Consider the following 26693-nt stretch of genomic DNA (forward strand, 5'->3'; position numbering starts at 1 on the left):
ATCGTCGGCTGCATCACTGCGGCACTGTGAGCCCGCGGGAGGGGAATATCGGATGACCATCACGACTCGTGCAGCGATCACACGCTATGCGCACTCACCTTGGGAAGTCACGGAACTTCAGCTTGACGAACCAAGAGCACACGAGGTCAGGGTGAAGTTCTACGCCGCAGGCCTGTGCCACTCCGACGACCACATAACCCGGGGTGACGCTCCGGTAAGGCTGCCGGTCGTCGGAGGCCACGAAGGCGCAGGCATCGTTGAATCGGTTGGGCCCCACGTGACCAGGGTGAAGCCTGGAGACCGCATTGTTTGCTCATACATTCCTGCGTGCGGCAAGTGTCGTCCATGCTCGACCGGTCATCAGAACATGTGTGACGAAGGCAAGAATGCTTCCACCGGCATGTTCTCCGACGGAACGTTCCGCTTTCATGACGGCGACACCGACCTTGGTGGGTTCTGCACGCTGGGAACCTTCTCGCAATACGCCGTCGTTTCGGAGTGGGCTTGTGTGGCGTTGGCTGACGACATCCCCTTCGACATCGCGGCGCTCGTCGGGTGCGGAGTACCGACCGGGTGGGGATCGGCGGTGCACGCGGCCGAAGTGCGAGCAGGAGACACGGTCGTCATATACGGCGCTGGAGGAGTCGGCAGTAACGCCGTTCAAGGCGCCCGATACGCGGGAGCCCGCTTCGTCGTGGTGGTTGACCCGGTCGATTTCAAACGAGACATGGCCAAGGTCTTCGGCGCAACACACACCTTTGCCGACGCCACGTCCGCGCACGACTACGTCGTCGAGGCCACCTGGGGTCAGTTGGCTGATCACGCGATCTGTACGCCAGGCGTGCTCACGGAAGACATCGTCAACGCAGCCGTTCAGGTGACTGGCAAGGCGGGCAAAGTAACCGTGACCGCCGTCGGGAAGCTCGAGGAAAGGGCTGTGAATATACCTGCGGGCATGCTCATCGGGTACCAGCGGCAAGTACGGGGCGCGTTGTTCGGTGACAGCAACCCCCTCTATGACATCCCCCGGCTATTCGATCTCTACCGTGCCGGTGACCTCAAGCTGGATGAGTTGGTGACTCGTCGGTACAGCCTGGACGAAATCAACCAGGGTTACCAGGACATGCTGGACGGCAAGAATATTCGTGGAGTGATCATCCACGAACACTGAGTCTCCGGACATGTCGATCTTCCCAGTCGCCCGTCATGCCCTGGCTGACGTGCGGAGATAACACCTCATTACTCAACATCGCGACAAATGACGTAGGCCCACTACGCCGGCGGATCGAGACGACGCAGCGGTAGGAAGTTTCTCTTCCACCTCACGAAAGGTCCCTGCTCCGATCCGAGACGAGTAGGGAACCTGTAGCCGCATCGGAGTTACCTCGGTCCAACGGCGCTACCGAAGCAGGAGATGCACGTGAGAATAAGAATTCGGCAGATCATCGCACTCGTGGGGGTGATTTTCGTCGTCGCCGCGTGCGGGGGTGGCCCGGCCGACACGAGTGCAGGGTCGGAAGGCCCACCGCAGCGGGGTGGCTCGCTTACCGTGCTGCTTTCGTCCGGTTTTGCCGGCTCCTGGCCCAGCGGTCTCGATCCGGCGACGAACACCACGGGTGGCGCGAACCTGAGCCACATGAATGCCATCTTCGGTGGCTTGTTCAAGCTCGTGGCGGACGATGACGGGAGCAACGCCCGTGTCGAGCCGGAGATGGCGCAAGGCTACGAGTTCGCCGACGGCGGAAAGACTCTCAAGGTCACCATTCGTGACGGCATCAAATTCAGTGACGGTACCCCGTACAACGCGGAGGCTGTGGCTTTCAACTGGAAGCGTGACCTCGAATCGACGTGCACGTGTGCGCCACGCTGGCCGCTGGCCGAGAACGGTGGAATCACCACTGAAGGCGACAACACGGTGGTGCTGAAGTTCACGCAGCCCTACGCCGCAGTGATCAACTCCATTGTGGTCTCGAACGCGAACTGGATTGCCTCTCCCACTGCGCTGAAGAAGATGGGCGAGGAGCAGTTCAAGATCAAGCCGGTTGGCGCGGGACCGTTCAAGGTTGTCAGCAACCGGCTGAGCTCTGAGCTGCGACTGACCCGGAATGAGAACTACTTCAAGGACGGGCAGCCGTACCTCGACGAGCTGATCATCAAGTCGGTAGGCGGTGACCAGCCCGCGTACCAGGCGATTCTCGCGGGACAGGCACATGTTTACGAGGGCATGGTGACAACGCCACTCATCGAGCAGGCGAACGGCAATGCCCAAGTGACGGTGACTCAGCAGCCTGCGACCTCGCCGTACCTGGTGCAGTTGAACACTTCGCGGGCGCCGTTCGACAACCAGAAGGCACGCGAAGCGATCTATTACGCGACCAACGCGGAGGCCATCAGTAAGGGCCTGTTCAAGGGCGCCTACCCCGCGGCCCAGACGTTCACCGGTCCCGGTGGCCTGTTCCACCAGGACACCATCCCCGGCTACCGCACGTACGACCCGGAGAAGGCCAAGCAGCTCGTCAAGGAACTTGGCGGGTTGACGGTGAACCTCGGCACGATCAAGCAGTACGTGGCCGAGCAGGTCATGACGGCGCTGCAGAGTCAGTGGGAAGAGGTCGGCATCAAGACCACGATCGAGTCGCACGAGCTGAACGCTCTGATCGGAAACTTCAACTCCGGCAAGTGGGAGGCGATGTTGCAGACGGCAGGGGCGTGGGATCCGGCCGCGGGCGTGGGCGTGAGCTTCCGGTTCGACTCGGAGGCACCGTTCAGCGGTGTCCACGACAAGGACCTGGACAAGCTGCTCGACGATGCTGCGGCCACGATCGAACCGGAGCAGCGCGGTGAACTCTATGCCGAGGCGGGCAAGTTGATCAGTGATAAGGCGTACGCGCCCTACATTCTGGCCTTCGCGCCCGCGAACATCGCGGCGAAGGGTGTGCACGGTCCCGGCGTCGACACCAAGATCCCACCGGTTCTCGTCAACACCGGAATCCTGTGGGACGGGGTGTGGATGAGCAAGTGACCATCACGGAACCGGTCACAGACGACGCCCGGGAAGCCGCCCCGGGCGTCGTCGCCCGCCTCGCGCACTCACCGAGCCTGCGGCTGATCGTTCGACGGCTGCTCGCGGCCGTTCCGATCGTGCTCGGTGTCAGCATTCTGACGTTCATCGTGCTCAGCCTCATCCCCGGCGACGCCGCGCAGTTGCTGCTCGGGCCGGAAGCCACGCCTGAGCAGATCGCCACGCTGAACAGGCAGATGGGGCTCGACCAGCCTCCCGTGCAGCGCTACCTGGACTGGCTGGGTGGTGCGGTCACCGGGGACCTGGGCAACTCCTTGGTAAGTGGGCAACCGGTGACCAGTGAGCTGGGTGCTCGGTTCGCCGTCACCGGTGAGCTTGTGGGGCTGGCGTTCGTGATCTCGCTCGGGCTCGCGGTGCCGGTCGCACTGCTCGCGGCGTACAAGCCGAACCGGTTGTTCGACCGCATCAGTATGTTCGTCAGCATCACCGGGCTCGCCGTGGCGAACTACGTGATCGCACTGCTGCTGGTGTTGTTGTTCGCGGTGCAGTTCGCGTTCTTCCCGGCCATCGGGTTCGTGCCCATCAGCCAGGGCTTGGGTGAGAACTTGCGGGCGATGCTGTTGCCCGCCGTGTCGATCGCGTTCCCACTGTTCTGCTTCTACACCCGTTTCCTGCGTGGTGATCTGGTCGACCAGTTGCAGGGTGAGGACTACATCATCACCGCGAGGGCGAAGGGCATCGGGCCGTGGCAGGTCCTGCTGCGGCACGCGTTCCGCAACTCTTCCTTCGGCCTGCTCACGGTGGTCGGCCTGAACCTGGGCACCCTGATTGGCGCCACCGTGATCATCGAGCAGATCTTCGCGCTGCCCGGCATCGGTCAGTTGCTGCTGCAGGCCATCAACACCCGTGACTTCGTGGTAGTGCAGGCCTGCGTGGTGGTGTTCGCAGTGGTTGCGGTGCTGGCAAACCTGTTGACAGACCTGCTCTACGCCGTGCTCGACCCGAGGATCCGCTATGGCAATAGTTGAGGCATCGGCTTCTTCCGCACTGCTCGCCGAGACCGGACAGAGCCGGCTGCGGGGCTGGCTGCGTCACCTGGAACTCGCCTTCCCCGTCGGCCTGCTCGTCATCATCATCGGTGGGTGCTTCCTGTGGCCGGTGATCGGGTCGGTTCCGGACCCCGTGGGCGGGAACGTGCTGGAGTCGAACCTGCCCGCGTTCTCACAAGGGCATCTACTCGGCACCGACCCCAACGGCAACGACGTGTGGTCGCGCATCCTTTACGGTGGCCGGTCTTCTTTGGTCGTCGGTGTCGCGGTGAACGTGCTGGGGTTGTTGGTAGGTGGCACGTTGGGTGCGGTCAGCGCCCACGTTGGTGGCGTGCTCGATGCGATCATCATGCGCGTGCTCGACGTGTTGATCGCGTTCCCTTCGCTGGTGCTGACGCTGGCCGTGGCGCAAAGCCTCGGGCCCAGTCAGACCAACACGATCTTCGCGCTTGCGTTCTTCTCGGTGCCTGCGTTCGCCAGGGTGGCTCGTGCCGCGACCTTGCGGCTGCGGGAGCAGCCGTTCATGACCGCCGCGAGACTGTCAGGCACCAGTGGCTGGCGGATGTTGTTCCGCCACATCGCACCCAACATCATCCCGCAACTGGTGACGTTCGCGATGCTCGGTATGGGCATCATCATCGTGATCGAGGGCGCGTTGAGCTTCCTCGGTCTCGGCATCCCCCCACCGGCACCGAGCTGGGGGAACATGATCTCCCAGGGGCAGCAGGCCCTGTCGGCCACGCCGATGCTGGTCGTATGGCCATCGGTGGTGCTGTTCCTCACGGTGCTGGCGTTCAACCTGCTCGGTGAGACCCTGCGTGCCCGTTGGAGCGGCCGATGAGTATCGAGGAGATCAGCGACGCCGCGGCGGCGGCCGCGCCCGCCTACGGTGGGGCGGAGCCCCTGCTGGAGGTGGAGGACCTGCGGGTGCGGTTCACCGGCAGGGGCAGGCGGGTCAACGCGGTGAACGGCCTCAGCTACCGGCTGCACGAAGGCAGGATGCTCGCCATCATCGGGGAGTCGGGCTCCGGTAAGAGTGTCAGCTCACGTGCGTTGATGGGACTGCTGCCGCCGACGGCTCGGATCAGCGGCTCAGCCCGCTTCCAGGGCACGGAGTTGTTGAACCTGTCGGAACGGGAGATGCGCAGGCACCGCGGTGCCGACATCGCCATGGTGTTCCAGGACCCGGCCCGCTCGCTGAACCCGACGATGCGGGTCGGTGTGCAGATCACCGAGGCAGTGCGCGCGCACAGTGACATGGACAAGCGGGCCGCCTACGAGCGGGCGATGGAACTACTGCAGCTTGTGCGGTTGCCCGCGCCGCAGCGGCGCTTCCACGAGTACCCGCATCAGCTTTCCGGCGGTATGCGACAGCGCGTGATGATCGCTATCGCGTTGGCCGCGGACCCGAGGCTGCTCATCGCGGACGAGGCGACCACCGCACTGGACGTCACCACACAGGCACAGATCATGGAGCTGCTGCTGGAACTACAGGAGCGGCTGGGAATGGCGATCATCATGATCAGCCACGACCTGGGCCTTGCGGCCAGCTACGCGCACGATGTGATCGTTATGTATGCGGGAAGGGCTGTGGAGTACGCGCCTGCGACCACGCTGTTCTCCCATGTGCGTATGCCTTACACCAAGGCGCTGCTTGGCGCGATACCCAGACTGGAGCGGCAGCCGCACGCGCTGCTGCCGGTCACGCCGGGTCAGCCGCCCGATCTGACCGCGCTGCCGCCCGGCTGCCCGTTCGAGCCTCGTTGTTCGAGGGCGCAGGAAGACTGCCAGCAGGAGGCGCCCGCCTTCACCGAACACGAGCCAGGCCACTGGTGGGCGTGCTGGCACCCTTGTGAGGACGGTGAAACCGAGTGACCACAGTGGAGGAACCACTACTGCGGGCGCGCAACATCGTGCAGGAGTTCACGGTGCGAGGCCGCGGTGGGGTCAAGGGTGGCGTGGTGCACGCCGTTTCCGACGTGTCCTTCGACATCCATTCCGGGGAAACCCTCGGGGTGGTCGGCGAGACCGGATCGGGAAAGTCCACCCTGGCGCGCTCGATCATCCAGGCGCCGCGGCCGAAGTCGGGCGAGGTGCACTTCAAGGGCACCGATCTGATGCACGCCAAGCGCAACGGCATCGCCGAAGCCCGGCGGCACATGCAGATGGTGTTCCAGGACCCGTTCGGCTCGCTCAACCCGCGTTGGCGGGTATCGGACATCGTCGCCGAGCCACTGGTCGGCTACGGCGTGGGAAACGGGACCGAGCGCGCCCGCCGCGTGCGTGAACTGCTCGATCTGGTCGGCCTCAACCCCGACACCTATGGCAAGCGCAGGCCGCACGAGCTGTCCGGTGGGCAGTGTCAGCGAGTCGCGATCGCGAGGGCCATCGCGCTGGACCCGGCGCTCATCGTGTGCGACGAGGCGGTGTCCTCGCTGGATGTGCTCATCCAGGCACAGGTACTGAACCTGTTCGAGCAACTGCGGAGCGAGCTCAACCTGTCCTACCTGTTCATCTCTCACGACTTGGCGCTGGTCAAACAGGTCAGCGACCGGGTCGCGGTGATGCACCTGGGCCAGCTGTGCGAGATCGGTCCCGCGGAGACGCTGTATCGGGCGCCGCTGCACCCGTACACGGTGGCGTTGCTGGCTTCCATACCCGAACTCGACCCGAGCACGGCGCGGCAGCGCAAGGCGTTGAGCATCAAGGGTGAACCGCCGTCACCGATCTCCCCGCCCAGTGGGTGCCGCTTCCGTACTCGCTGCCCGCGTGCCGTGCAGCGGTGCGCCGACGAGGCTCCGGTGTTGCGCGAGTTGACTCCGGGGCACAGCGTGGCCTGCCATTTCCCGGAGCAGTAGCCACTGGCCGACCGCGAGCCCCCAAGCGATGGGGGCTCGCGGTTTTCCGTGCGGTGGAAGACTCGTGGCGCTGCTCGCTGCCCGAAAACTACCGTCTGTGCAGGCAGGTCCAACGAAGGAGTTGTCGCCATGTTCGATGCCATGATCGACCCGACCGCGACGCCGACCGAGCGCAGGAGGGCCACCCCGCTGGCCGCACGGCCACGGAGCCTCGCGGGCCGCACCGTGGGGTTGCTCGCCAACACCAAGACCAACGCCGAGGCCATGCTCGACGCGGTCGGTTCGCTGTTGAACGAGCGGCAGGGCGTCGCGGGATTGGTGCGGCGTAAGAAGCTCAGCATCACCGACCCGGTGCCTGGCGACATACTCGCCGACCTCACCGAGCAGTGCGACGTGGTGGTGGTCGGCGTCGGTGACTGCGGTTCCTGCAGCGCTTCCGCGATCGCCGACGGGCTTGCCGTCGAGAACGCCGGAATCCCCGCGGTGGTCATCTGCACGGAGGCCTTCGTCGCGAGCGCCGATGCGATGGCCGACCTGCAGGGCAGCCCCGGCTACCGCTACGTGCGCATTCCGCACCCGCTGGCGCTGCTCGACGAGGCGGGGGTCGCCGAGCGCGCCGAGCAGGTCCTCGACGACATCGTCGACGTGCTGACCGCGGACACCGCCACGGTCGCCGCATGACAGCCACCGGCGAGGAGGAACTGCTCGACTACACCAGAGGCGCCATCGAGCACGCCTATGCGCGGGGCTGGACCGACGGGCTGCCCGTCGTGCCGGTTACCGCGTCGATGGTCGAGGAGTTCCTCGCGCATACCCCCCGCGCCCGAGACGAGGTGATCACGGCTCTGCCGCACCTGAAGCGGGAGTGCACGGTCGAGCAGGCCGCCGTCAACGCCGCGCTCGCCGGGTGCAGGCCGGAGTACCTGCCTGTCGTGCTTGCCGCGTGGGACGCGCTCGGCCAGGACCGGGTGTCGGGCGCGGCGTGGCAGAGCACGAGCGGGCCAGCCCCGCTGCTCGTCGTGAACGGCCCGATCCGCGAGGAGTTGGGCATCAACAGCAAGGGCGGGGTGTTCGGGCCGGGCTTTCGGGCTAACGCCACGATCGCCCGCGCGGTGGGACTGATCGTGCGCAATGTGCTAGGCGTCCGGCCGCAGGAACTCGAGCAGGCGACCCAGGGCGTGCCGGGCAGGTGGTCACTGTGTATCGGGGAGAACGAGGAGGACAGCCCCTGGGAGCCGCTGTCGGTCGAACTCGGCCAACCCGAGGGCACGGACACGGTCACCGCGCTGCTGTTGCGGACCTGCGAGTTCGTGGACAACAGGCACACCACCGACGCCGAGCGCGTGCTGTGGGACCTTGCCGACACGATCTGGCGCACCGGGGCGGCGATCGGCAGGCATTCCTCGGCGGGCCTGGTGCTGAGCGTGGAGCACGCGCAGCAACTCGCCGACGCCGGGTTCTCCAAGGCGGATGTGCAGCGGTGGCTTTACGAGCATTGCGTACGCAGCCACGCCGACCTCGAGCGAGCGGGCAAGGGGCTCGGCGGCCAGGAGGGTCCCGGCATCGATGAGTACGGGCTGCACATGCTGCCATCGCCGGAACAGTTGCTGGTGATGGTCGCCGGAGCTCGTAACGCCGCGATCTCCATGGTCGTGCGGCCGTTCGGGTTCGCGGGTTGGTCCCGCACGGCACATCCCATCCAGCGAGTCGTGCCGGGCTGAGCGATGCGGGAATCGCCGCTTCGCCGCGCACTACGGGTGTTCGAGGCCTTCACGGTCGATCACCTGGAACTCAACCTGACCGAGATCGCCAGGCGCAGCGGGCTACCGATCTCCACAACGCACCGGCTCGTGGGCGAGTTGGTGCGGTGGGGTGCGCTGGAGCGCGGGCCCGGCGGATACCGCATCGGGCTACGACTGTGGGAGACGGCGGCACTGGCGCCGAGGGCACTCGGGCTGCGGGATGTCGCGTGGCCGTACCTGGAGGACCTGTACCACGCGATCGGTGAGAACGTGCTGCTCGCCGTCCGGGACGGGATGGAGATCGTGTTCGTGGAGCGGCTGTCCGGTCCCGGCGCCGTTCCGGTGCTGACCACGCTCGGCAGGCGCAGATCGCTGCACGCAACCAGCGCCGGGCTGACGCTGCTCGCCCACGCGCCGACGCAGGTGCAGGAGACGGTGCTGTCCTCGTCGCTGCGCCGGTACACGCCCAGGACGGTGGTTGACCCGGTGCGGCTGCGGCACACACTCGCCGAGATCCGGCGCGCCGGATACGCCGTCTGCGACGGGCACATGACTTTGGATGCGCTGTCGGTTGCCGCGCCGATCGTGGACTCGACCGGGCTGGTCACCTCGGCGCTGTCGGTCGTGGTGAGCGCGGGTACCGACCACCGCCGCCTCATCCCCGCTGTCGTGACGGCCGCTCGCGGGGTTTCCCGTGCACTCGGAGCACCCGGGGCTCGGCGGCACAGCCGTTCCGGTGTGGCCGGTTAGGAGGAGCTGTGAAATGCGGGTGAGTGAGAAGGCCGCCACTGTGTTGCTTGTGGACGACCACGCGGTTGTCCGTCGAGGACTGACCGCCTATCTGGACATGGTGAACGACATTACCGTCGTGGGGGAGGCCAAGGACGGGCGTGACGCGTTGCGGTATCTCGCCGAGTCGGCCGTGCGCCCCGACGTGGTGCTCATGGACCTGCTGATGCCGGGCATCGACGGCGTGGAGGCCACTTCCGTGATCGCGCGGGACTACCCGGGTGTGGCCGTGGTCGTGCTGACCAGTTTCGGGGAAGGCGAACGGGTGCGCGCCGCACTGGAGGCCGGCGCGAGCGGTTACCTGCTCAAGGACGCCGAACCTGAGGAGGTGGCCGATGCCGTGCGCGCCGCCATGCGTGGCGAGACCAGGCTGTCCGGCCGGGTGGCCAGGTGCCTGACCCGCGAGCTGTCCGCACCCGGTTCCGGGCTGGCAGCGCTCACCTCGCGGGAGCGGGAGATCCTGAAGCTTGTCGCGCAAGGCTGCTCCAACCGCGAGATCGCGCAGCGGCTCACGATCAGCGAGCGCACCGCGCGCACCCATGTCAGCAACGTGCTGGCGAAGCTGCACCTTGCCTCGCGTACGCAGGCGGCGTTGCTCGCGATCCGGGAAGGCCTGGTGCCGCCGCCGGGAACCGTCGAATGACGTAGCCGGTTTCGCGTCATTCGCGGGGAGCCTCGCTACTACGGCATTTCTAGATTGGCGGTGTGGAGATTTCCCTTGACGGCAAGGTCGCCGTGGTCACCGGAGCGGGCCCCAATATCGGCAGCGGTATCGCACTGGCGCTGGCAAGGTACGGCGCCAAGGTCGCGTGCAACGACATCGACGCCGACGCCGCGAACAGAAGTGTCGAGCGGGTTGAGCGCAACGGTGGCACGGCGATCGCGATACCAGGTGACGTGACCGACGAGGAGCAGGTGAAGAGCTACCTCGACACGGTTGTGAACACCTTCGGCAAGATCGACATTCTGGTGAACAACGCGGCGCTGCTCGGCGGGCGTGGGGTGCTGGACGAGAGTGCGGAGTTCTTCTCCAGGGCCGTCCAGGTGGCCGCGATGGGCAACTTCCTCAACACGAAGTACGTCGGCAGGCACATGGCCGAGCGGGGCATCCGGGGCTCGATCGTGGCGATCTCGTCGTCGAACGGCTGGTCCGGCACTGCCGGGGTGATCGCGTACGCGTTCCACAAAGGTGGTGTCAACAACTTCGTGCGTGCCGCGGCGATGGACCTGGCGCCCTACGGGATTCGCGTCAACGGCTTCACACCCACCGCGCCCACTCCGGACAACCCCGACCTGATCGCGGAGCAGGGGCCGGGTGGGGTGCTGGACCGGCCCCGCGTCAAGGGACTGGGCGGGCCGACCGGTGACGAGCCGTGGCGCAGGCCTACCCGTTGGGACGGGCAGCGACCGCCGCTGGTGCCGATGGGCACCACCGGCACCCCGACCGACATCGGGCACTGCGTGGCGTGGCTGTGCTCGGACTACGCGCGGCTGATCACCGGCTGCGACCTGGTGGTCGACGGTGGCGCGCGGGCGAAGAACTTCGCTTACTCCCCGGCCGCACCGGAGCACCTCGCGGGCCCGGTGCCGCTCATCCCGCTCGACATCACCGGCGAGATGGACCAGGAGAGCCGGTGAGGAAGCCGGTCCTGACGGCGAAGGAGGCGGTGGCCGACATCGCCGACGGTGCCGTGCTGCTCGCGGGTGGCTTCGCGGGCGCGGGTTACCCGATGCTGCTGTTCGAGGCGCTTGCCGACCGAGGTGTGCGTGGGCTGACGCTGGTGTGCCTCAACGGTGGTCAGGGTGAGGTGGGCGCGGCGCGGCTGGTGCGCGACGGGGCTGTCGACACGCTGGTGTGCAGTTACCCGCTCGGCCCGGCCGACCATGTCGTGCGGGAGGCGGTGGAGTCGGGCCGGATGCGAATGGATCTGGTTCCGCAGGGCACGCTGGCCGAGGCGATCAGAGCGGGCGGCGCCGGGCTGGGTGGGGCGTTGACCAGGACCGGGCTGGGCACACGGTTCGCAGAGGGCAGGGACGTGGTGCTGGTGCGCGGTGTGGAATACCTGCTCGAGCCCGCCATTCGTGGCGATGTCGCGTTCATCCGTGCTCACGAGGCCGATCCGTGGGGCAACCTGCGCTACCGGCATGCGCAGCAGAACTTCAACCCGTTCATGGCGACCGCCGCCAAATTGACGATCGCCCATGTCGACCGCGTCGTCGGTGACGGGTTCGAGCCCGCGTCGGTGCACACGCCGGGTGTCTTCGTGCAACGCATCGTCGTGGAGGGAGACCCCGATGGTCACCCCGCTTGATCGTGGCCGGATCGCCGCAAGGGTCGCAAAGGATCTGCGACCCGGCTGGTACGTCAACCTCGGCGTGGGCATCCCGCTGCTGCTGGCGGACACGCTGGCCCGCTCGCGGGACTTCGTGCTGCACAGCGAGAACGGCATCCTCGGCCTCGGTTCCGAAGCGGCCGAGGCCGAGCGTGATCCCGATCTGGTTGACGCGGGCGGCCGGTTCGCGACATTGACGGCAGGGGCGAGCCTGTTCGACTCCGCGACGTCGTTCGCCATGCTGCGCGGCGGCCATATCGACGCTGCCGTCATCGGCGCCTACCAGGTGTCGCAGCGGGGGGATCTGGCGAACTGGAACGTGCCGGGCCGCAAGTTCGGCGGCATCGGTGGGGCCGCCGACATCGGCGCTTCGGTGCCGAACCTGTTCGTGACGATGACGCACATTTCCCGCGACGGCGAACCCAAGATCGTCGAGGAGTGCAGCTACCCGCTCACGGCGGTGCGGGCCGTCACGCGTGTCTACACCGACCTCGCCGTGCTGACCGTGACCGAGCGGGGGTTGCGGCTCGACGAGGCGGTCGACGGCATGACGCCGCGGGACGTACAGCGAGTGACCGGCGCGCCGCTGTACTGGGACGACACCTTCCGCACTTTGACGGTCTGAGCTGTGTGGGACGCGGACAGGGTTCGTGCCGTGGTGGCTGGCCTCGCGCGCATCGTCGCCGCCGACGGTGGCAGGCTGGTGTTGCGCTCGTACGACGCGCGGCGGCGAGAGCTGGCAGTGGAGCTGACCGGCGGGCCGGGACCGGACAACGTCGACGGCAGCGCGGGCAGGCCCGGCTGCCCGGTGGACGAGCGGCTGGTTGCCGACTTCCTCACCGAGGCGCTGTGCCGGCACGGCATCGACCTCGCCGAGATCCGGGTGGAGAGCAGGCTCGACCGCAACGGCGCCTAGCACATCAGGTGCCGATGCGGGCAGGTCGCACCTCACATTCGCGTCAGTTTTGACTCGATAGTGTGATCAAAAGGTCGAGACGTGTGAGGAGTGCCGATGTCGGAACCCGTTCCCGAGGGTGTGGACCTCGACCACCCGAACCCGGCGAGGATCTACGACTGGTTCCTTGGCGGCACGACGAACTGGGCCATCGACAGGGAGTTCGGCGCCAAGGTGGTGGAGACCTTCCCGCTGGTGCGCACCATGGCCAGGGTCGGCAGGGAATTCCTCGGCAGGGGTGTGCGTCACCTGGCCTCGCAGGGGATCACGCAGTTCCTCGATCTGGGCTCGGGTGTGCCGACGGTCGGCAACGTCCACGAGATCGCGGACTCGGTGAATCCCGGTAGCCGTTGTGTGTACGTCGACAACGAGCCGGTTGCCGTCGCGCACTCGCGGGTGCTGCTGGAACGGCAGGGAGACCCGGCCAGGCACGCGGTGTTGCACGGCGATCTGCGGCACGCCGACGGCATCTGGGAGCGAGCGCTCGCGACGGGCGTGCTCGACCCGAGCAGGCCCGTCGGACTCATCGTGGTGAACGTGCTGTACTTCTTCGGCGACGGGGACCGTCCTTACGATTTCGTCGCGCGCTACCGCGACCTGTTGCCCTCCGGTTCGTACCTGCTCAGCTCCCACCTGACCGAGGACGGGGTGCCGAGGGAGGGCTCGAGCGAGCGCGCGCGGGTGCGCAGCCAGTACCAGAGTTCGGGCTCCCCGCTGCACCTTCGCACCCGTGAGGAGTTCACGCGGTTCTTCGACGGGTTCGACCTGGTGGAGCCCGGTGTGGTGTGGGTTCCGCTGTGGCAGCCGGACGTTGCCGCCTCGCCCGCATCCGAGGAGTTCGCCGACGAGCCGTCGGCGAGCAGCGCGTTCGCGGCACTGGGCCGCAAACCCTGACCCTGGTTCTCAGCCACCGGAGTCGGGGCCGAACAACTCGTCGAGATGGCGGCGTAGCAGGGCCATGGCCGCTTCGGCGGTGCGCTGGCCGATGAGCACGCTGGTGCCGAGCCCGTGGTTGAGCGTCACCAGGCGGGCCGCCTCTGTCGCCGGGTCGAGGCCGGGCCGCAGCTCACCTGCCGCTCGTGCCCCGCGCAGCAGATCGGTGATCCGCAGCTCCAGCCGGTCCGGGCCCGCCACGAACGGTTCGCGCGCCAGGTCCGGGTCGGTCATGGCGAGCACCGCGTAGGACGTCCACATGAGGTGGAAGGTCCGGCTCGGCGCGTCGGTCGGCAACGCTTCGGCCAGGAACGCCTCGAGGTGCGCGCGCGCTGGCGCTTCCCCCGGCAGCCGGGCCAGCCGGGCCGCCCAGCGTTCGTGTGCGCGCCGTTCGAGTTCTTCCAGCGCGGCGTGCATCAGGCCTGCCTTGGTCCGGAAGTAGTACTGGACCAGTCGCAGTGACACCCCCGCTTCGGCGGCCACCGACCGCATCGTCACCGCGTGCAGTCCTGCCCTGCTCGCGACCCGCAGGAGCGCGTCGACGAGTTGAGATCTGCGCTGGGCGTGATCGGCTGTTCTGGGCACGGCTGCAATTGTGGTACAGATGTATTTGATACGGCTGTATCAACACCTTGGGGCGGAGAGGGCGGTCGGCGTTGCGGGCACTGGTGGCGGTATGCGCGGCGCAGTTCATGGTCGTGCTGGACGTCTCGATCGTTAACGTCGCGCTGCCCCGGATCGAGGCCGCGCTGGGCCTCGACGTCACGGCCTCGCACTGGGTCGTCAACGCCTACACGTTGGTGTTCGCGGGCCTGTTGTTGCTCGGCGGCAGGGTGGCCGACCTGTACGGGCACAAGCGGACATTGCTGGTAGGTCTGGCATTGTTCAGCACCGCGAGCCTCGTGGCGGGCCTGGCAGGCGGGCAGGAAACGCTGATCGCGGCGCGGGCCGCGCAGGGGCTCGGTGCGGCCGTGCTGGCCCCTGCCACGCTGACCATCGTCGGCACCGCCTTCGAAGGCGCAGCGCGAACCCGGGCGCTGGCTGTGTGGACGGGAGTGGGGCTGGCCGGTGGCACGGCGGGCAACCTGGCGGGCGGGTTGCTGACCCAGACGATGTCATGGCGGGCGGTGCTGCTGGTCAACGTGCCGATCGGCGTGGTGACGGCCTGGCTTGCCCGCTGCCTGCCCCCCGACCGGGCGCGCGCGAGGCCGCGGTTGGATGTGCCCGGCGCCGCGCTCGCCGTCGCCATGCTGGTGTGTGGCACGTTCGGCCTGGCGAGGGCGGGCACGCACGGCTGGAGCGACCCTGCGACGGTAACGGCACTTATCGCCTGCGGCTGTGCCCTCGTGCTGTTCGTACCTGTGCAGACCCGGTGGGCCCGGCACCCGCTGATTCCACCGCGACTGCTGGCGCACGGGCAGGTGGCGCGGGGCAACGTGATCGCGCTGCTCGCCGGTGCCTGCCTGAATCCGATGTGGTTCTTCCTGGCCTTCTCGATGCAGCAGGTGCTGCAACTGGGGCCGTTGCAGACGGGGCTCGGCTTTCTGCCGCACACCCTGCTGGCGATCGTCGTGGGTGTCGTGGTCACGCCGCGGCTGCTGCGCCGGGTGGAAGGGCGCACTCTGCTGGGCATCGGCGCGCTCGTCGCCGCAGCCGGTTTCGTCTGGCAGAGCAGGCTGACGCCGGAAAGCGGTTACCTGGAGGACGTGCTCGGCCCTGCCGTCCTCATCAGCGTCGGTAGCGGCCTGCTCAACACACCGGTCACGCTCGCGGCCACGTCCGGTGTCCCCAGGCAGGACGCCGGAGCGGCCTCCGGCCTGCTGAACACGACGAAACAGGTGGGGGCGGCGTTGGGGCTGGCCGTGTTGACGACCATCGCCGGACCCGTCTCCACCGACCAAGGGGCCCTGGCTTCGGGTTACGGCCGGGCTTTCGCCGCCATGGCGGCTGCGCTGCTGGTGGTGGCCGTGCTGGCGCTCACTTCCCCGGGAGCGGCAGTGACCTCGGACCGGGATGGTCTTCGCAGCACTCGGTGACCAGCCAATGTGCTACCTCTCGCAGCTTCATGTTCGCGTGTTGCGAGGCCTGGATCAGCATCCCGAAGGCCCTGTCCTCGTCGAGGCCGTGTCGCTGCATCAGGATGCCCTTGGCCATGCCGATGACGTCCCTTGCGTTGAGCGCGGCTCGCAGTTGCGCCTGGCGGTTGGCGCCGACGAGTGCCACGGCGGCGTGAGCGGCGAACAGCTCGGTCAGGTGCTCGGTGTCGGAGTCGAACGCGTCCGCGTGCGTCGAGTACAGATTCAACGCGCCGAGCAGCGTGTTCGCGGTGAACAACCGGACAGCGAGCATCGAGGTGACGCCGAGCTCGGCGGCGGCTTGACCGAAGCTTGGCCAGCGCCCGTCGGCGACGATGTCACCCGTGCGGTACACCTGGCCACTGAAGGTGGCGTCCACGCAGGGGCCGTCGGAGAGTTCGTGCTGGATCTCGTCCAACCGGGCGACGAGTGCGCTGGACGGCGCGACCGAGCGGATCCGACCGTCCTCCAGCAGGGAGACGCCGACGTGCTCGGCCCCAGGCACCGACACCGACACCGCGGACACGATGTTGCGCACAGTGCGTTCTACGTCAGGCTCGGGCTCCAGCGATCGCGCGACCCGGTTGAAGACGTCGGCGAGCTGGGCACGGCCTGCGAGGCTCGGCTGCTCCGTCATGCCCCCAGCGTCCGCGTGACCCTCGTGACTGTCCAGCGTGGCGGGGACCGAAGGCCGCATGTCCCGCTACGGAGTGGGGTAGCCAACGTCGCGACGGTCGGGTGGGACGGTGAACCGGGAGGATGAATGGACTCCGACGGTGGCGTGCGCGGCAGCGTGGTGGTCGGAGTGCTGGCGGACCCGGGCCTGCCGAGCGAGGTCGTGAGTGGGATTGTCGACGACCTTCCTGCCATGCTCGAGCAGGGCATCGGCAGCGGTGTGGACTGGCGCGTCGACTTCCGTACCCAGTCACTGGTGCTCGACGAACACGGCAACGTGCCGATCGCCAAGCTCGCTGAGCGGCTTCGGGCCAGGCAGGGCTGGGACATCATGTTGCTCGTCACCGACCTGCCCCGTCGGGTCGGGCGAAACCCGATTCTCGCCGATCTCAACCTCGAGCACCGGGTCGTGCTCGCGTCGCTGCCCGCGGTGGGTGGGATCCAGCTACGCAAGCGCCTGCGTGACTCGCTGGCCTACCTGCTCGGCGAGCTGGGCAGGGCGGGCGTGTTGCCGCAGGAGGTCTCGCCGCGGCGGCCGAAGGCAGGCACCGCCATCTCACCGGTTCGCTGGGTCGACCAGCCGGGCGAGGGTATCGACGCGTCGCTGTCGCTGGTGGGCATGCACGGCAGGCTGCGCCTGCTGCTCGGGATGGTGCGGGACAACCGGCCGTGGCGACTGGTGCCGGAGCTGTCGACCGCGCTCGCGGCCGCCTCGGCCGCCGCGGCGTTCGGCGTGTTCTACGGCAGCATCTGGAGTTTGGCGGACGCGCTGAGCCCCGCCAGACTGGCGGCGATCAGCGTGCTGGCTGTCGCCGCGATGGTGACGTGGTTGATCGTTTACAACAACCTGTGGCAGCGCGGTGGTGTGAAGGGCTTCCGTGAGGACACCGTGCTGTACAACGCGGCCACGATCGTGACGTTGGTGTTTGGCGTGACGTGTGCCTACGTCGTGTTGTTCGTGGTGACGTTCGCGGGCGCCAGCACGGTCATCCCCTCCGACTATTTCGCCACCGTGGTAGGCCATCCGGTGAGCACGGCCAGCTACCTTGCGTTGGCCTGGCTGGCCAGCTCGATGGGCACGTTCGCGGGGGCACTGGGATCGAGCCTGGAAAGCGAGGACGCGGTCAGGCGCGCTGCCTACAGCAAGCGTGAACGCGAACGGCGCGACCGCTACCGCATGCAGGAGGAACAGGAGGAGCAGCAGCAACAGCGGCAGCGCGGTGACGAGGAGCGCTGAGCACGGCTACCGTGGAGCCGTGTCCCGCAGCGACCGTGCCCCACGCCGCGGCGCGCCGCCGGGGCGACATCCCGACCTGCTCAGGTGGAACGCCCGCTACGCCGACGAGCCGCCCGCGTTCCGGCCGCATCCACTCGTCGAGGCCGCGCTCGACGCCGGGCTGCCGGAAGGCCCGGTACTGGAACTGGCGTGTGGCCGATCCGGCAGCGCGCTCGCGCTCGCGCGGCGAGGCAGGTCGGTGATCGCTGTCGATATCTCCGATGTCGCCCTGCGCCAGTTGGGCGCCGAGGCCGACCGGCGCGGTCTTCGCGACCGGGTGCACCTGGTGCAGGCTGACGCGCAGGCGTTCGACACCAGCGGCAACCGGTTCGCACTGGTGCTCGCGACGCTGTACTGGGACCCGGCTGCGTTCCGCATCGGCTGCGCCGTGGTGGCGCCGGGTGGGCTGATCGGTTGGGAGGCGCTCACCGCGGCGCAGCCGCGACGCTTCCATGTCCGCCACGGTGAACTGTCCGCCCACCTGCCCGGGGGGTTCCAGGTGCTGAGCGAGAGTCTGGTCCAGACCGGTGCGCGTGTGACGACCCGGTTGCTGGCGCGCGCCACGGCAGGAAGCCCGTTGCTCTAGGGTGGCGTCATGATGCCGCAGCGCCAGCACCCACCGCCGCTGGCGCGCGAACTCCAACTTTCGCCGCATCCGGAAGGCGGCTGGTATCGGCGTACCTGGCAGACGCGGCACCGCCTGGTTCCCGAGGGCTACCCCGGCGAGCGTCACAGCGCAACCGGCATTTACTACGTGCTTGGCCCCGGCGAGCGATCCCGGTGGCATCGGGTGCGGGGCGACGAACTGTGGCTGTGGCACCGGGGCGCGCCACTGACGTTGCTGCTCGGTGGCACCGGCGAGCGCCCGCACGAACCCGCCGAGAAGGTGATGTTGAGCGGCGCCGTGGAACTCGGCCACCGGCCGCAGGTGTTGGTGCCCGCGGGCACGTGGCAGTCGGCCCGCCAGGACGGTAGCGCCGACGTGCTGGTGTCCTGTGTGGTCTCGCCCGGGTTCGACTTCGACGACTTCGAACTGCTGTGATGCCTCGTGCGGTCGCTGGGCCGCACGTCGACCGGGGGAGACACTGTGCACCTGCGTGACGCCGCGATGACGGCCGCTGTCCTGGGATTTTTCGCCTCGGCCTGGTTCGGCTGGGCGCAGGAGGACCCGCCGAAGGCATGGCGGGTCCCGCTGTCGGTGGGTTCGATCGTCAGCCTGGCCGTCGCCGTGGCGGGTGGGGTGGTGGCCTGGTGGCAGTGGGGCAGCGGCTCGGCACTGGACAGTGACGCCGCCTTCCGCACCTACCTGATCATCGTGGGGATCGAGTTCGCGGTGGCGGCGGTCGGGGCGGCGCTGCTGGTGCTGCTGCGCCAATCCCGCTACCTCGCGCCGTGGATCTGCCTGGTGGTAGGCGTGCACTTCTATCCCATGGCGCCGGTCCTACGATCGCCGTGGCTGTACGTACTGGCCACCGCGCTGACCGTGGTCGCTGTGGCGGCGCCGTTGCTGGCAAGGCGGTCGAGGCTGTTGCCCAGCGCGGTCACCGGGCCCGCCGCGGGAGCGGCGTTGCTGGCGGTCGCCGGTGTGTCAATCGGCGCGGCGCTGGCCGCGCTGGCTGGGTGAGCGCTGCCGGTCTCGGTGTGGCGGGGCAGAAGGGGATCACAGCGGGAAATGGCGGCGCAACGGGTCCGACCCGGATGTCCGGCTCCCGAGGCCACCACGCTCCGCGGTCGTTGGGCGCGGAGGGGTCGGTGCGTTCGGTGGGGTCCGGCGGGTGCTGCCGGTCGTACCGCGCGCGCTGCTTCGGGTCCCGCAGTAGCCGGTATGCGTTGACGACGGTGGTGAGCCGGTCCGGGTCGCCGCCGCTGTTGTCGGGATGGGCGGCACGGACCAGCCGTCGGTACGCGGCCGAAAGCTCCGCTGCCGTCGCCGTGCGGCAAACGCCGAGAACGGAGTAGGGGTCGGTGGGGTCCGGCGGGTGCTGTCTCGACATGACGTGCTCGTGCGCTGTGCTGGCAGCGGCGGTCCGCCCGGCCTCGCGCGGGCGGGCCCGCCACCGCCGTCAGGCGTTGATCTTCTTACGTTCCGATCCGCCGGTGATGGCGATCTTGCGAGGCTTCGCCTGCTCCGCGATCGGGATGCGCAGTGTGAGCACTCCGGCGTCGTAGTCCGCGCTGATCCGGTCGGTGTCGAGCGTGTCGCCGAGGAACAGTTGCCTGCTGAACACGCCTCGCGGCCGCTCGGCGACCTGCACGTCGGCGTCGTCGGCGTAGTCGGGCTTGCGCTCGGCCCGAACCGTCAGCACGTTGCGCTCCACGTCCAGGTCGATGGTGTCCGGGGAGACGCCGGGCAGGTCGAAGTGCACGACGAACTCCTCGCCCGCGCGGTAGGCGTCCATGGGCATCACGGTTGGCCGCGTCGTGGTGCCGTTCGCGCCGAACACCTGCTGGGTCAGCCGGTCCAACTCCCGGAACGGATCCGTGCGCATCAACATCGTGTCGTCCTCCTTGGGTCCTGTCGCCGTTCGCCGGCCGGTGGTGTCGAGGTCGTGGCGGCGCCGGCGTACCGCCACGACCTGGCTCGACCGCATCACCTCCTCCGTGCGTGTCACGGGCGCGGTTGTGGTTCGACGGTTCGGAGGGGAGCGTTGCCGGACAGGTCCGCTGCTGCGCGTTCCACCGGTTGTCCACCAGGGCCCGACCACCGTGACTGGACCCGGCGGGTTCGGACGGCAGCGCCGGTCGGTGGCGACCGCCGTGCGGGTGGGAACGCGCGCACGGGCGGGATCGTCGGCGAAGTTCGTGATGATGATCTCTGCGAACTCGCCGTCGACAAGCTCGCTGTCGCCGCAGACCAGGTCTGCGAACACTGCTGAGATGCGGTCGGTTCGTCCGATCCCGTCGCGCATCGCGATCACTCCCCGGCACTTCCCGTGCTGCACCAGGTCAAATCATCGCTATATTTTTCTTATATCCACTGTTGCAGCTTCAGTCAAGTACACGAAGGAGAGAATATCAGTGATCAACTGATGATCTTTTGTAACAGCCAGGCTCAACCTTCGGGAACTCGGCGCCGCCCTCGCTCGTCGTGAAAGGTGTGGAGCAGGGGTTTCGCGGGAGGTGGAGTGTGCTGCTGCCGCAGCCGAGTGAGTCGGAGTTGCTGCGGCTACGTATCGAGTTCGATCCGGCGCTGCGTGGCTATGACCGTGAACAGGTCCGCCGGTACGTCGAGGACACCGAGGCCGAGCTGCGCCTGCTGGCCGCCGATCGTGACGCGGCGTTGCGCAGGGCGGAGGAGCTTGTCGCGTTGGTCGACGACCTGCGGGTTCGCAACCGGGAGTTGCAGGCGAGTCTGGACCGGCTCTGCCGGACCCCACCGGATCCCGCGGTGCTGCCACTGCACCTCAGCCGCATGGTGGAGCTGGCACAGCAGGAGGCGGCCGAGATCAGGAACAGGGCCGAGGCCGCGGCCGAGCGCACGTGGGCGGCCGCCAGAGAATCGGCCGCACGGTTGCGCGCCCGGCACGAGCGGCTGCTGAGCGAACTGGACCGTCGGCGCGGCGAACTGGAACAGCAACAACGGGAGCTGATGCGCGAGGCCAACCGGCAGGTCGAGGAACTGCTTGCCGAGGCGGGGCGGCGCAGGCGCGAACTCGGCGAGCAGGCCGCCGCCCACCGGCGCCAGGTGCGACACGACTTCGAGGTCGCCATGGCGGCCAGGCGCGAGCGTGCCGAGCGAGAGCACGCCGATCGTGCCGCCGCGGCTCGAGCCGAGGCCGCCGAGATGGTGGCGCGTGCGCGGGAGGAGGCCGACAGGTTGCTCGCCGCCGCCGAGCGGGAGGCGACTGCGTTGCGGGCGGTCCGAGACGACGCCGCCGCAAGGATCGCCTCGGCGCGGGGGATACTCACGCGCGCCATGCCGTTGCTGGAACCGGAACCCGAACCCCGGCCTACCCGGCCGCCCCAGTCGCCACAGTCACCGCAGCGGGGTGGGCAGCCGACCGCTGCACGGGAATCCCCTGCCACCCGGGCGGGCACCGCGCTCGCCGCCACCGCCTGACGGGACCGGCCACGGCCGCGCCTGCCAGTACCGCAGCGGCACCGGCGCCCGTGGCGAGCGGGCAGGGGCCGATAGACTCGTCGCTGTGAGTCACGCGCTGGACGATTCCTCCGACGAGCTGCCCGAGCAGATGCGCATCCGGCGAGAGAAGCTGGAGCGGCTGCGGGAGGCGGGTGTCGACCCCTACCCGGTCGGCTACCCGCGCACCACCTCGATCGCCGAGGTCAGGCAGAAGCACGACGCGTTGGAGGCGGACAAGGCGACCGGCGAGCAGGTGGCCGTGACGGGCCGAGTCATGCTGTACCGCACGGGCGGCAAGCTGTGCTTCGCCACGATCCGGGACGAGTCCGGCGCCATCCAGGTCATGCTCTCGCTGGACAAGATCGGTGCCGAGGCACTGCAGACGTGGAAGAACGACGTCGACCTCGGCGACCACGTGGGCGTGACCGGCGAGGTCATCACCTCCAAGCGCGGTGAGCTTTCGGTGCTGGCGCACAGCTGGTCGCTGACGTCGAAGTGCCTGCGACCGCTTCCGGAGAAACACAAGGGGCTCACCGATCCCGAGGCCAGGGTCCGGCAGCGCTACGTCGATCTGATCGTCAATCCGGAAGCGCGGCAACTGGCCAGGCAACGTGCCACCGCGGTGCAGGCGATCAGGTCGGTGCTGCTGGAGCGCGATTTCCTCGAGGTCGAGACACCGATGCTGCACAGCGTCCACGGTGGTGCGACGGCCAGGCCGTTCACCACCCACATCAACGCCTACGACCTGGACCTGTACCTGCGCATCGCGCCGGAGCTGTACCTCAAGCGCCTCGTGGTCGGTGGGCTCGAGCGGGTCTTCGAGATCAACCGCAGCTTCCGTAACGAGGGCGCGGACTCCAGCCACAACCCGGAGTTCACGATGCTGGAGTGGTACCAGGCCTACGGCGACTACAACACCGGTGCCGTGCTCACCAGGGAACTGGTACAGCAGGCCGCCATCGCGGTGTTCGGCGACACTGTGGTCCGCAGCCCCCGCCACGGCGAGGTGGATCTCGGCGGCGAGTGGCCCGCGATCACGCTTTACGGCTCGGTGTCGGAAGCGCTCGGCGAGGAGGTCACTCCCCGCACACCGGTGGAGATCCTGCGCAAGTACGCCGACGCCCGCGAGATCGCCTGGAGCCCGGCATGGGGCCAGGGCAAGCTCGTCGAGGAGTTGTTCGAGGCGTTGGTGGAGCACACGCTGATCCAACCGACTTTCGTGCGTGACTACCCGCTGGAGACCAGCCCGTTGACGCGGCAGCATCGCGACGACCCACTACTGACGGAGAAGTGGGACCTGATCGGGTTCGGTCTGGAGCTGGGCACGTGTTTCTCCGAGTTGATCGACCCGGTGGAGCAGCGGCGCAGGCTGACCGAGCAGTCGTTGCTCGCCGCGGGTGGTGACCCGGAGGCGATGCAGCTCGACGAGGACTTCCTGCGGGCGCTGGAGTACGGCATGCCTCCTACTGCCGGAGCGGGACTTGGCATCGATCGGCTGCTGATGGGCTTCACCGGTAAGGGGATCAGGGAGACCATCCTGTTCCCGATGGTCAAGCCCGACCAGCGGGGCTGACGGCTCGGGCCGAGGCGGGTTCATCGCTCGGCCAGAGCCAGCCTCACACCCAGCGCGACGAACGCGCCCGCGAAGGTGCGGCGCAGCCACCTCAACACGGCGGGGCGCGAGATGACGTGGGTCCTTATCGCGGCGGCGAACGCGCCGTAGCCCGCGAACACCACAAGAGTCATGAGCATGAACACGCCGCTGAGTTGCAGCATTCGCGGCAGCGCCGACGGCTCGCCCGCGCTCACGAACTGTGGAAGGAACGCCAGGAAGAAGATCGTGAGTTTGGGATTGAGGACGTTGACGGCGATGCCGGAGGCGATGACCTTCGAGGCTGGCCGCTTCGCGCTGTCCGGTGCCGAGTCCCGCGTTACGGCCAGCGCCCCGCGTTCGCGCAGCGTGCTCCAAGCCAGGTAGAGCAGGTATGCCACGCCCAGGTACTTCAGCGTCTGGAAGGCCACCGCGCTGGTGTGCAGCAGCGCGGCGACCCCGGTGATCGCCGCCAGTACGTGCGGCACGATGCCGAGCGTGCACCCGACCGCGGCGACCAAGCTGGCCCGCACGCCACGGGCCAGTCCGGCCGCCATGGTGTAGAGCACGCCCGTACCCGGGGTTATCACCACCACAAGCGACGTCAGCAGAAACTCCACGCTCACGCTGTCCCCCTCCTGCATCGGCGCCCGGCCCTCGCACTATAGGGGCGATCGGTGACATCTCCGGGTTCTCACCGATGCGGTGGTGTCGCTTCGCGGCGCATGGTGGAGGCATGACGACCACGACGACATTGAGCAGGCCGAGGAACAACCGGGTGATCGCGGGGGTCTGTGCGGGCCTCGCCGAGCGGGTGGGCTGGAAGCCGAGGAACATGCGGCTGCTGTTCCTGGTGTCCTGCCTGCTTCCGGGGCCGCAGTTCCTGGTGTACCTGGCGCTGTGGCTGATCATGCCGAACAGCGAGAACTGAGCCCGATCGCTACCAGTGCGAGGGGCGAGGCGTTCCCTCCGGTAGTCGTGTGGCCGCACTTCCCCTGGCTGCCTGTAGCTGGGGTTCGGTCAGGAACAGCGCCCCCTCCAGGTCGGCCCCACTGAGGTCGGCGCCGCGCAAATCCGCGCCGGTGAAGTCGGCCACGCGCAGGTCCGCGCCGGTGAGATCGGCGGCCACCAGGCTCGCGCCACGCAGGCTCGCGCCGGTCAGCCGCGCTGCGCGCAGTCGGGCTCCGGTGAGGTCGGCGCCCCTGCGGTCGGGTTTTCGGCCGGGCACAACGCAGCGGGCCAACTCGCTCGCGCGTAGTAGCAGCGTGTTGGCCCGCTCTCGCAGTGCGGCGACATCGAGCGCCAGCAACTCGTCGACCTCTCCGAGGGTGGCCTGCCACAGTTCGGCCCGGACCCGGCGAAGCTCGCCGTGGATCGGGCGCGCTGCGGGCAGCCGTAGCGCCTCGGTGAGGTAGCGCAGCACCTCGTGCAGTTGCCGCATGACGGTGAAGGTGTCGAACATTCGCCTCGCGCGCCCGGAGTCACCGCGCCAGTCCTGCCCGCCGAAGGTCAACTTCGACACCTTCTGCCCAGCGCCGAAGCAGTCGAAGGCCACGCAGCCGGGATAGCCCTCGGCCCGCAACCGGGAGTGAATCCCGCAGCGGAAGTCGGCCGACAAGTTGTGGCAGGCACTGCCCGCGGGCTTGTCGGCGGCGAAGTCGGCGCCCGAGGCGAAGGGCAGTGCCACGCAGCACAGTCCGAAGCAGCTCGCGCAGTCGGCCCGTAGCTGCGGCCCCAGGTCGTCGTGGGAGGTGGTGCGATGCTGCCGGGACAATCGGTGCTCCAGTCGGTGCGCCGGGACATGGTGTTCGCTCCAATTGTCCCGGCACACGCTCAACGGCGAGCCGGGCGGTGGCGGATCAGCGCCACCAGATTGAGCAGCAGCCCGGCGACACCGACCGCGGTGACGAAGTTGAGTCCTGGCCGGAACTGCCCGAAGTCACCGACAGCGCCGTGTTCACCGCCGAGCAGCGCGGTCACCACGGCCAGCACCAGCGCGGCCCCTACCTGGCCGGAGGTCTGTACCAGACCGGAGGCCAGTCCCTGCTCGGAGTTGTCGATGCCGTCGGTGGCCTGCGCCATGATCGAGCTGAACCCGAACGCGAAACCGCCGCCGAGCAGCAGCATCGTCGGCAACACGGTGATCGCGTAGTGGGGTGCGCTTCCCGCCGTGGCGAGGAACCACAGGTAGCCGACGCTCAGCGACAGCATCGAGGTGAGGATGAGCCGGGAGGTGCCGAACCGGTCGATGAGCCCGCCCATGAACGGGGACCCGACGGCCACCAGGATGCCTGCGGGCAGCAGCGCGAGCGCCATCCGCAGCGGTGACCAACCGAGCACCTCCTGCAGGTAGATCGTCATCATGAACTGGAAGCTGAGGTAGGAGCCGAACAGCGCGACCAGGCTCAGGTTGGCCCGCACGACGGCACCGATACGCAGGATGTCCATGTGGATCAGCGGATGTGAGACCCGGTTCTCGGTGATCACGAACGCCACCAGCAGTCCGGCGGCCAACACCGCGGAGCCGAGCGTGAGCGGGTGCAGCCAGCCGCGCTCGGGTGCGGCGACGACGGTGTAGACGGCCAGCAGCATGCCGCTGGTGAGCGTGGCCGCGCCGAGGACGTCGTGCCCGCCTTCGCCCGGCCGGTCCTTTGGGATCAGCAGGTAACCGGCCACCAGCGCCAGCAGGGCGAGTGGCACGGGGGTCACGAAGGTCCAGCGCCAGCCCGCGCTGGTGAGCAGCCCGCCGAGGATCAGCCCGGAGGAGTAGCCGCTGGCGCCGAAGACGGTGAAGATCGATAACGCCCGGTTGCGCGCGGGTCCCTGCGCGAACGTGGTGGTGAGGATGGACATCGCCGTGGGGGCGGTGAACGCGGCCGCGAGACCCTTGACGAACCGGGTGACGATCAGCAGTGCTCCGTTGTCGACGAGGCCGCCGACCAGCGAGGCCACCGCGAACACGGCCAGCGCGATGAGAAACACCCTGCGGCGGCCGAGCAGGTCGGCGGTTCGTCCGCCGAGCAGCAGCAGGCCGCCGTAGCCGAGCACGTAGCCGTTGACGATCCATTGCAGCGCCGCGGTGGACATGCCCAGTTCCGCGCCGATCGAGGGCAGTGCCACCCCCACCATCGACACGTCGAGCGCGTCGAGGAACAGCACGAGGCACAGCACGGCCAGCACCCCCCACAGCCGAGGTGTCCAGCTCGTGGCGGGTGCGGGTCCGGGTCCGTGGACGGTGCCGACCGGTGGGGTGGCGGAGGTTTCGGTGATTGTCACGGCGGGAAAATTACATGCACGGACATCTAATGTGCAAG

General features: G+C 68.2%; 30 protein-coding genes. 23 read left to right on the top strand and 7 right to left on the bottom strand.

Translation table 11 applies throughout. From position 1 onward, the window contains the following. The first annotated feature begins 52 nt into the window (after window positions 1-52). From FHU38_RS06615 to FHU38_RS06685, 15 genes are all read left to right on the top strand, one after another. A complete protein-coding gene (locus FHU38_RS06615; RefSeq protein ID WP_167167681.1) occupies window positions 53-1171 on the top strand; it encodes an NDMA-dependent alcohol dehydrogenase in 1119 nt (372 codons plus the stop codon). Between the two features lie 243 nt (window positions 1172-1414). Then, window positions 1415-3022 carry an ABC transporter substrate-binding protein gene (locus FHU38_RS06620; protein WP_167167682.1) on the top strand — a complete coding sequence of 536 codons (1608 nt, stop codon included), beginning with the start codon at window positions 1415-1417 and terminating at the stop codon, window positions 3020-3022. Then, entirely contained in the window at window positions 3019-4050 is a 1032-nt protein-coding gene (locus tag FHU38_RS06625; protein WP_313886684.1) for an ABC transporter permease, read from the top strand. The genes FHU38_RS06620 and FHU38_RS06625 overlap by 4 nt, the downstream gene beginning before the upstream one ends. Next, complete coding sequence (locus tag FHU38_RS06630) at window positions 4037-4912, top strand: ABC transporter permease (RefSeq protein WP_167167684.1); 876 nt, start codon at window positions 4037-4039, stop codon at window positions 4910-4912. The genes FHU38_RS06625 and FHU38_RS06630 overlap by 14 nt, the downstream gene beginning before the upstream one ends. After that, window positions 4909-5946 (top strand): ABC transporter ATP-binding protein, encoded by a 1038-nt coding sequence (locus tag FHU38_RS06635; protein WP_167167686.1) that lies wholly within the window; start codon window positions 4909-4911, stop codon window positions 5944-5946. The genes FHU38_RS06630 and FHU38_RS06635 overlap by 4 nt, the downstream gene beginning before the upstream one ends. After that, window positions 5943-6929, top strand: coding sequence for an ABC transporter ATP-binding protein (locus FHU38_RS06640; protein ID WP_167167688.1), 987 nt, complete (start codon window positions 5943-5945; stop codon window positions 6927-6929). The genes FHU38_RS06635 and FHU38_RS06640 overlap by 4 nt, the downstream gene beginning before the upstream one ends. Window positions 6930-7058: 129 nt before the next feature. Continuing rightward, window positions 7059-7610, top strand: a complete 552-nt coding sequence (locus FHU38_RS06645) for a UGSC family (seleno)protein (RefSeq protein WP_167167690.1) — start codon at window positions 7059-7061, stop codon at window positions 7608-7610. Next, the gene (locus FHU38_RS06650; protein WP_167167692.1) at window positions 7607-8650 is read left to right on the top strand and encodes a hypothetical protein; all 1044 of its coding nucleotides are present in this window, start codon (window positions 7607-7609) and stop codon (window positions 8648-8650) included. Before FHU38_RS06645 ends, FHU38_RS06650 begins: the two co-directional genes overlap by 4 nt. 3 nt (window positions 8651-8653) lie before the next feature. Beyond that, window positions 8654-9421, top strand: coding sequence for an IclR family transcriptional regulator (locus tag FHU38_RS06655; protein ID WP_167167695.1), 768 nt, complete (start codon window positions 8654-8656; stop codon window positions 9419-9421). A gap of 13 nt (window positions 9422-9434) precedes the next feature. Further along, a complete protein-coding gene (locus tag FHU38_RS06660; RefSeq protein ID WP_167167697.1) occupies window positions 9435-10103 on the top strand; it encodes a response regulator in 669 nt (222 codons plus the stop codon). A 62-nt stretch (window positions 10104-10165) separates the two neighbouring features. Then, entirely contained in the window at window positions 10166-11098 is a 933-nt protein-coding gene (locus FHU38_RS06665) for an SDR family NAD(P)-dependent oxidoreductase (protein ID WP_167167699.1), read from the top strand. After that, window positions 11095-11772 (top strand): CoA transferase subunit A, encoded by a 678-nt coding sequence (locus FHU38_RS06670; protein ID WP_167167701.1) that lies wholly within the window; start codon window positions 11095-11097, stop codon window positions 11770-11772. Before FHU38_RS06665 ends, FHU38_RS06670 begins: the two co-directional genes overlap by 4 nt. Further along, entirely contained in the window at window positions 11756-12418 is a 663-nt protein-coding gene (locus FHU38_RS06675) for a 3-oxoacid CoA-transferase subunit B (RefSeq protein ID WP_167167703.1), read from the top strand. The genes FHU38_RS06670 and FHU38_RS06675 overlap by 17 nt, the downstream gene beginning before the upstream one ends. A gap of 3 nt (window positions 12419-12421) precedes the next feature. Then, the gene (locus tag FHU38_RS06680) at window positions 12422-12709 is read left to right on the top strand and encodes a hypothetical protein (RefSeq protein ID WP_167167706.1); all 288 of its coding nucleotides are present in this window, start codon (window positions 12422-12424) and stop codon (window positions 12707-12709) included. Between the two features lie 96 nt (window positions 12710-12805). After that, window positions 12806-13642: an SAM-dependent methyltransferase gene (locus FHU38_RS06685; RefSeq protein WP_167167709.1), complete on the top strand. Its 837-nt coding sequence runs from the start codon at window positions 12806-12808 to the stop codon at window positions 13640-13642. Window positions 13643-13651: 9 nt separating this feature from the next. Here the strand turns inward: FHU38_RS06685 and FHU38_RS06690 are convergent, their stop codons facing one another. Next, on the bottom strand, window positions 13652-14266 hold the full coding sequence (locus tag FHU38_RS06690) for a TetR/AcrR family transcriptional regulator (protein WP_167167712.1): 615 nt from the start codon (window positions 14264-14266) through the stop codon (window positions 13652-13654). A gap of 71 nt (window positions 14267-14337) precedes the next feature. On the opposite strand from FHU38_RS06690, the gene FHU38_RS06695 reads away from it, so the two are divergent. After that, window positions 14338-15717 carry an MFS transporter gene (locus FHU38_RS06695; protein WP_167167714.1) on the top strand — a complete coding sequence of 460 codons (1380 nt, stop codon included), beginning with the start codon at window positions 14338-14340 and terminating at the stop codon, window positions 15715-15717. Here the strand turns inward: FHU38_RS06695 and FHU38_RS06700 are convergent. Continuing rightward, entirely contained in the window at window positions 15659-16393 is a 735-nt protein-coding gene (locus tag FHU38_RS06700) for a GAF and ANTAR domain-containing protein (RefSeq protein WP_167167717.1), read from the bottom strand. The two genes, FHU38_RS06695 and FHU38_RS06700, sit on opposite strands and share 59 nt — an antisense overlap. Window positions 16394-16519: 126 nt before the next feature. Between FHU38_RS06700 and FHU38_RS06705 the strand changes: the two genes are divergently transcribed. From FHU38_RS06705 to FHU38_RS06720, 4 genes are read left to right on the top strand one after another with little or no spacing between them, the layout of a single operon-like run. Beyond that, window positions 16520-17668, top strand: coding sequence for a hypothetical protein (locus tag FHU38_RS06705; RefSeq protein WP_167167720.1), 1149 nt, complete (start codon window positions 16520-16522; stop codon window positions 17666-17668). A 19-nt stretch (window positions 17669-17687) separates the two neighbouring features. Beyond that, window positions 17688-18293 (top strand): class I SAM-dependent methyltransferase, encoded by a 606-nt coding sequence (locus FHU38_RS06710; protein ID WP_167167723.1) that lies wholly within the window; start codon window positions 17688-17690, stop codon window positions 18291-18293. Window positions 18294-18302: 9 nt separating this feature from the next. Continuing rightward, window positions 18303-18749: a cupin domain-containing protein gene (locus FHU38_RS06715; protein ID WP_243852203.1), complete on the top strand. Its 447-nt coding sequence runs from the start codon at window positions 18303-18305 to the stop codon at window positions 18747-18749. Window positions 18750-18794: 45 nt separating this feature from the next. After that, window positions 18795-19331, top strand: coding sequence for a hypothetical protein (locus FHU38_RS06720; RefSeq protein ID WP_208415576.1), 537 nt, complete (start codon window positions 18795-18797; stop codon window positions 19329-19331). Here the strand turns inward: FHU38_RS06720 and FHU38_RS28125 are convergent. Next, window positions 19249-19701, bottom strand: a complete 453-nt coding sequence (locus FHU38_RS28125; RefSeq protein ID WP_167167726.1) for a J domain-containing protein — start codon at window positions 19699-19701, stop codon at window positions 19249-19251. The genes FHU38_RS06720 and FHU38_RS28125 overlap by 83 nt on opposite strands. Before the next feature lie 69 nt (window positions 19702-19770). Continuing rightward, window positions 19771-20202: an Hsp20/alpha crystallin family protein gene (locus FHU38_RS06730; RefSeq protein WP_167175684.1), complete on the bottom strand. Its 432-nt coding sequence runs from the start codon at window positions 20200-20202 to the stop codon at window positions 19771-19773. A 632-nt stretch (window positions 20203-20834) separates the two neighbouring features. Here FHU38_RS06730 and FHU38_RS06735 point away from each other — a divergent pair. Together FHU38_RS06735 and lysX are read left to right on the top strand one after the other, a co-directional pair. Beyond that, window positions 20835-21767 (top strand): hypothetical protein, encoded by a 933-nt coding sequence (locus FHU38_RS06735; RefSeq protein WP_167167729.1) that lies wholly within the window; start codon window positions 20835-20837, stop codon window positions 21765-21767. An 85-nt stretch (window positions 21768-21852) separates the two neighbouring features. Then, window positions 21853-23361, top strand: a complete 1509-nt coding sequence (lysX, locus tag FHU38_RS06740; RefSeq protein ID WP_167167732.1) for a bifunctional lysylphosphatidylglycerol synthetase/lysine--tRNA ligase LysX — start codon at window positions 21853-21855, stop codon at window positions 23359-23361. A gap of 20 nt (window positions 23362-23381) precedes the next feature. On the opposite strand, the gene FHU38_RS06745 is transcribed toward lysX, so the two are convergent. After that, on the bottom strand, window positions 23382-24005 hold the full coding sequence (locus tag FHU38_RS06745; protein WP_167167735.1) for a LysE family translocator: 624 nt from the start codon (window positions 24003-24005) through the stop codon (window positions 23382-23384). 110 nt (window positions 24006-24115) lie between these two features. Between FHU38_RS06745 and FHU38_RS06750 the strand changes: the two genes are divergently transcribed. Beyond that, window positions 24116-24310 carry a PspC domain-containing protein gene (locus FHU38_RS06750; protein WP_167167738.1) on the top strand — a complete coding sequence of 65 codons (195 nt, stop codon included), beginning with the start codon at window positions 24116-24118 and terminating at the stop codon, window positions 24308-24310. Window positions 24311-24319: 9 nt separating this feature from the next. On the opposite strand, the gene FHU38_RS06755 is transcribed toward FHU38_RS06750, so the two are convergent. Next, window positions 24320-25153, bottom strand: a complete 834-nt coding sequence (locus FHU38_RS06755; RefSeq protein ID WP_167167741.1) for a pentapeptide repeat-containing protein — start codon at window positions 25151-25153, stop codon at window positions 24320-24322. Window positions 25154-25212: 59 nt separating this feature from the next. Further along, window positions 25213-26559 carry an MFS transporter gene (locus FHU38_RS06760; protein WP_390623318.1) on the bottom strand — a complete coding sequence of 449 codons (1347 nt, stop codon included), beginning with the start codon at window positions 26557-26559 and terminating at the stop codon, window positions 25213-25215. Window positions 26560-26693 lie beyond the last annotated feature (134 nt).

The organism is Saccharomonospora amisosensis, assembly GCF_011761185.1.
In the GTDB taxonomy this organism is placed as follows: domain Bacteria; phylum Actinomycetota; class Actinomycetes; order Mycobacteriales; family Pseudonocardiaceae; genus Saccharomonospora_A; species Saccharomonospora_A amisosensis.

What these genes read in the sequence shown, in the direction of transcription:
- FHU38_RS06615 (WP_167167681.1), top strand. Translation starts at nt 53, where the DNA reads ATGACCATCACGACTCGTGCAGCGATCACACGCTATGCGCACTCACCT.
- FHU38_RS06620 (WP_167167682.1), top strand. Translation starts at nt 1,415, where the DNA reads ATGCACGTGAGAATAAGAATTCGGCAGATCATCGCACTCGTGGGGGTG.
- FHU38_RS06630 (WP_167167684.1), top strand. Translation starts at nt 4,037, where the DNA reads ATGGCAATAGTTGAGGCATCGGCTTCTTCCGCACTGCTCGCCGAGACC.
- FHU38_RS06635 (WP_167167686.1), top strand. Translation starts at nt 4,909, where the DNA reads ATGAGTATCGAGGAGATCAGCGACGCCGCGGCGGCGGCCGCGCCCGCC.
- FHU38_RS06645 (WP_167167690.1), top strand. Translation starts at nt 7,059, where the DNA reads ATGTTCGATGCCATGATCGACCCGACCGCGACGCCGACCGAGCGCAGG.
- FHU38_RS06650 (WP_167167692.1), top strand. Translation starts at nt 7,607, where the DNA reads ATGACAGCCACCGGCGAGGAGGAACTGCTCGACTACACCAGAGGCGCC.
- FHU38_RS06655 (WP_167167695.1), top strand. Translation starts at nt 8,654, where the DNA reads ATGCGGGAATCGCCGCTTCGCCGCGCACTACGGGTGTTCGAGGCCTTC.
- FHU38_RS06660 (WP_167167697.1), top strand. Translation starts at nt 9,435, where the DNA reads ATGCGGGTGAGTGAGAAGGCCGCCACTGTGTTGCTTGTGGACGACCAC.
- FHU38_RS06675 (WP_167167703.1), top strand. Translation starts at nt 11,756, where the DNA reads ATGGTCACCCCGCTTGATCGTGGCCGGATCGCCGCAAGGGTCGCAAAG.
- FHU38_RS06685 (WP_167167709.1), top strand. Translation starts at nt 12,806, where the DNA reads ATGTCGGAACCCGTTCCCGAGGGTGTGGACCTCGACCACCCGAACCCG.
- FHU38_RS06700 (WP_167167717.1), bottom strand. Translation starts at nt 16,393, where the DNA reads ATGACGGAGCAGCCGAGCCTCGCAGGCCGTGCCCAGCTCGCCGACGTC.
- FHU38_RS06705 (WP_167167720.1), top strand. Translation starts at nt 16,520, where the DNA reads ATGGACTCCGACGGTGGCGTGCGCGGCAGCGTGGTGGTCGGAGTGCTG.
- FHU38_RS06715 (WP_243852203.1), top strand. Translation starts at nt 18,303, where the DNA reads ATGATGCCGCAGCGCCAGCACCCACCGCCGCTGGCGCGCGAACTCCAA.
- FHU38_RS28125 (WP_167167726.1), bottom strand. Translation starts at nt 19,701, where the DNA reads ATGTCGAGACAGCACCCGCCGGACCCCACCGACCCCTACTCCGTTCTC.
- FHU38_RS06730 (WP_167175684.1), bottom strand. Translation starts at nt 20,202, where the DNA reads ATGTTGATGCGCACGGATCCGTTCCGGGAGTTGGACCGGCTGACCCAG.
- FHU38_RS06750 (WP_167167738.1), top strand. Translation starts at nt 24,116, where the DNA reads ATGACGACCACGACGACATTGAGCAGGCCGAGGAACAACCGGGTGATC.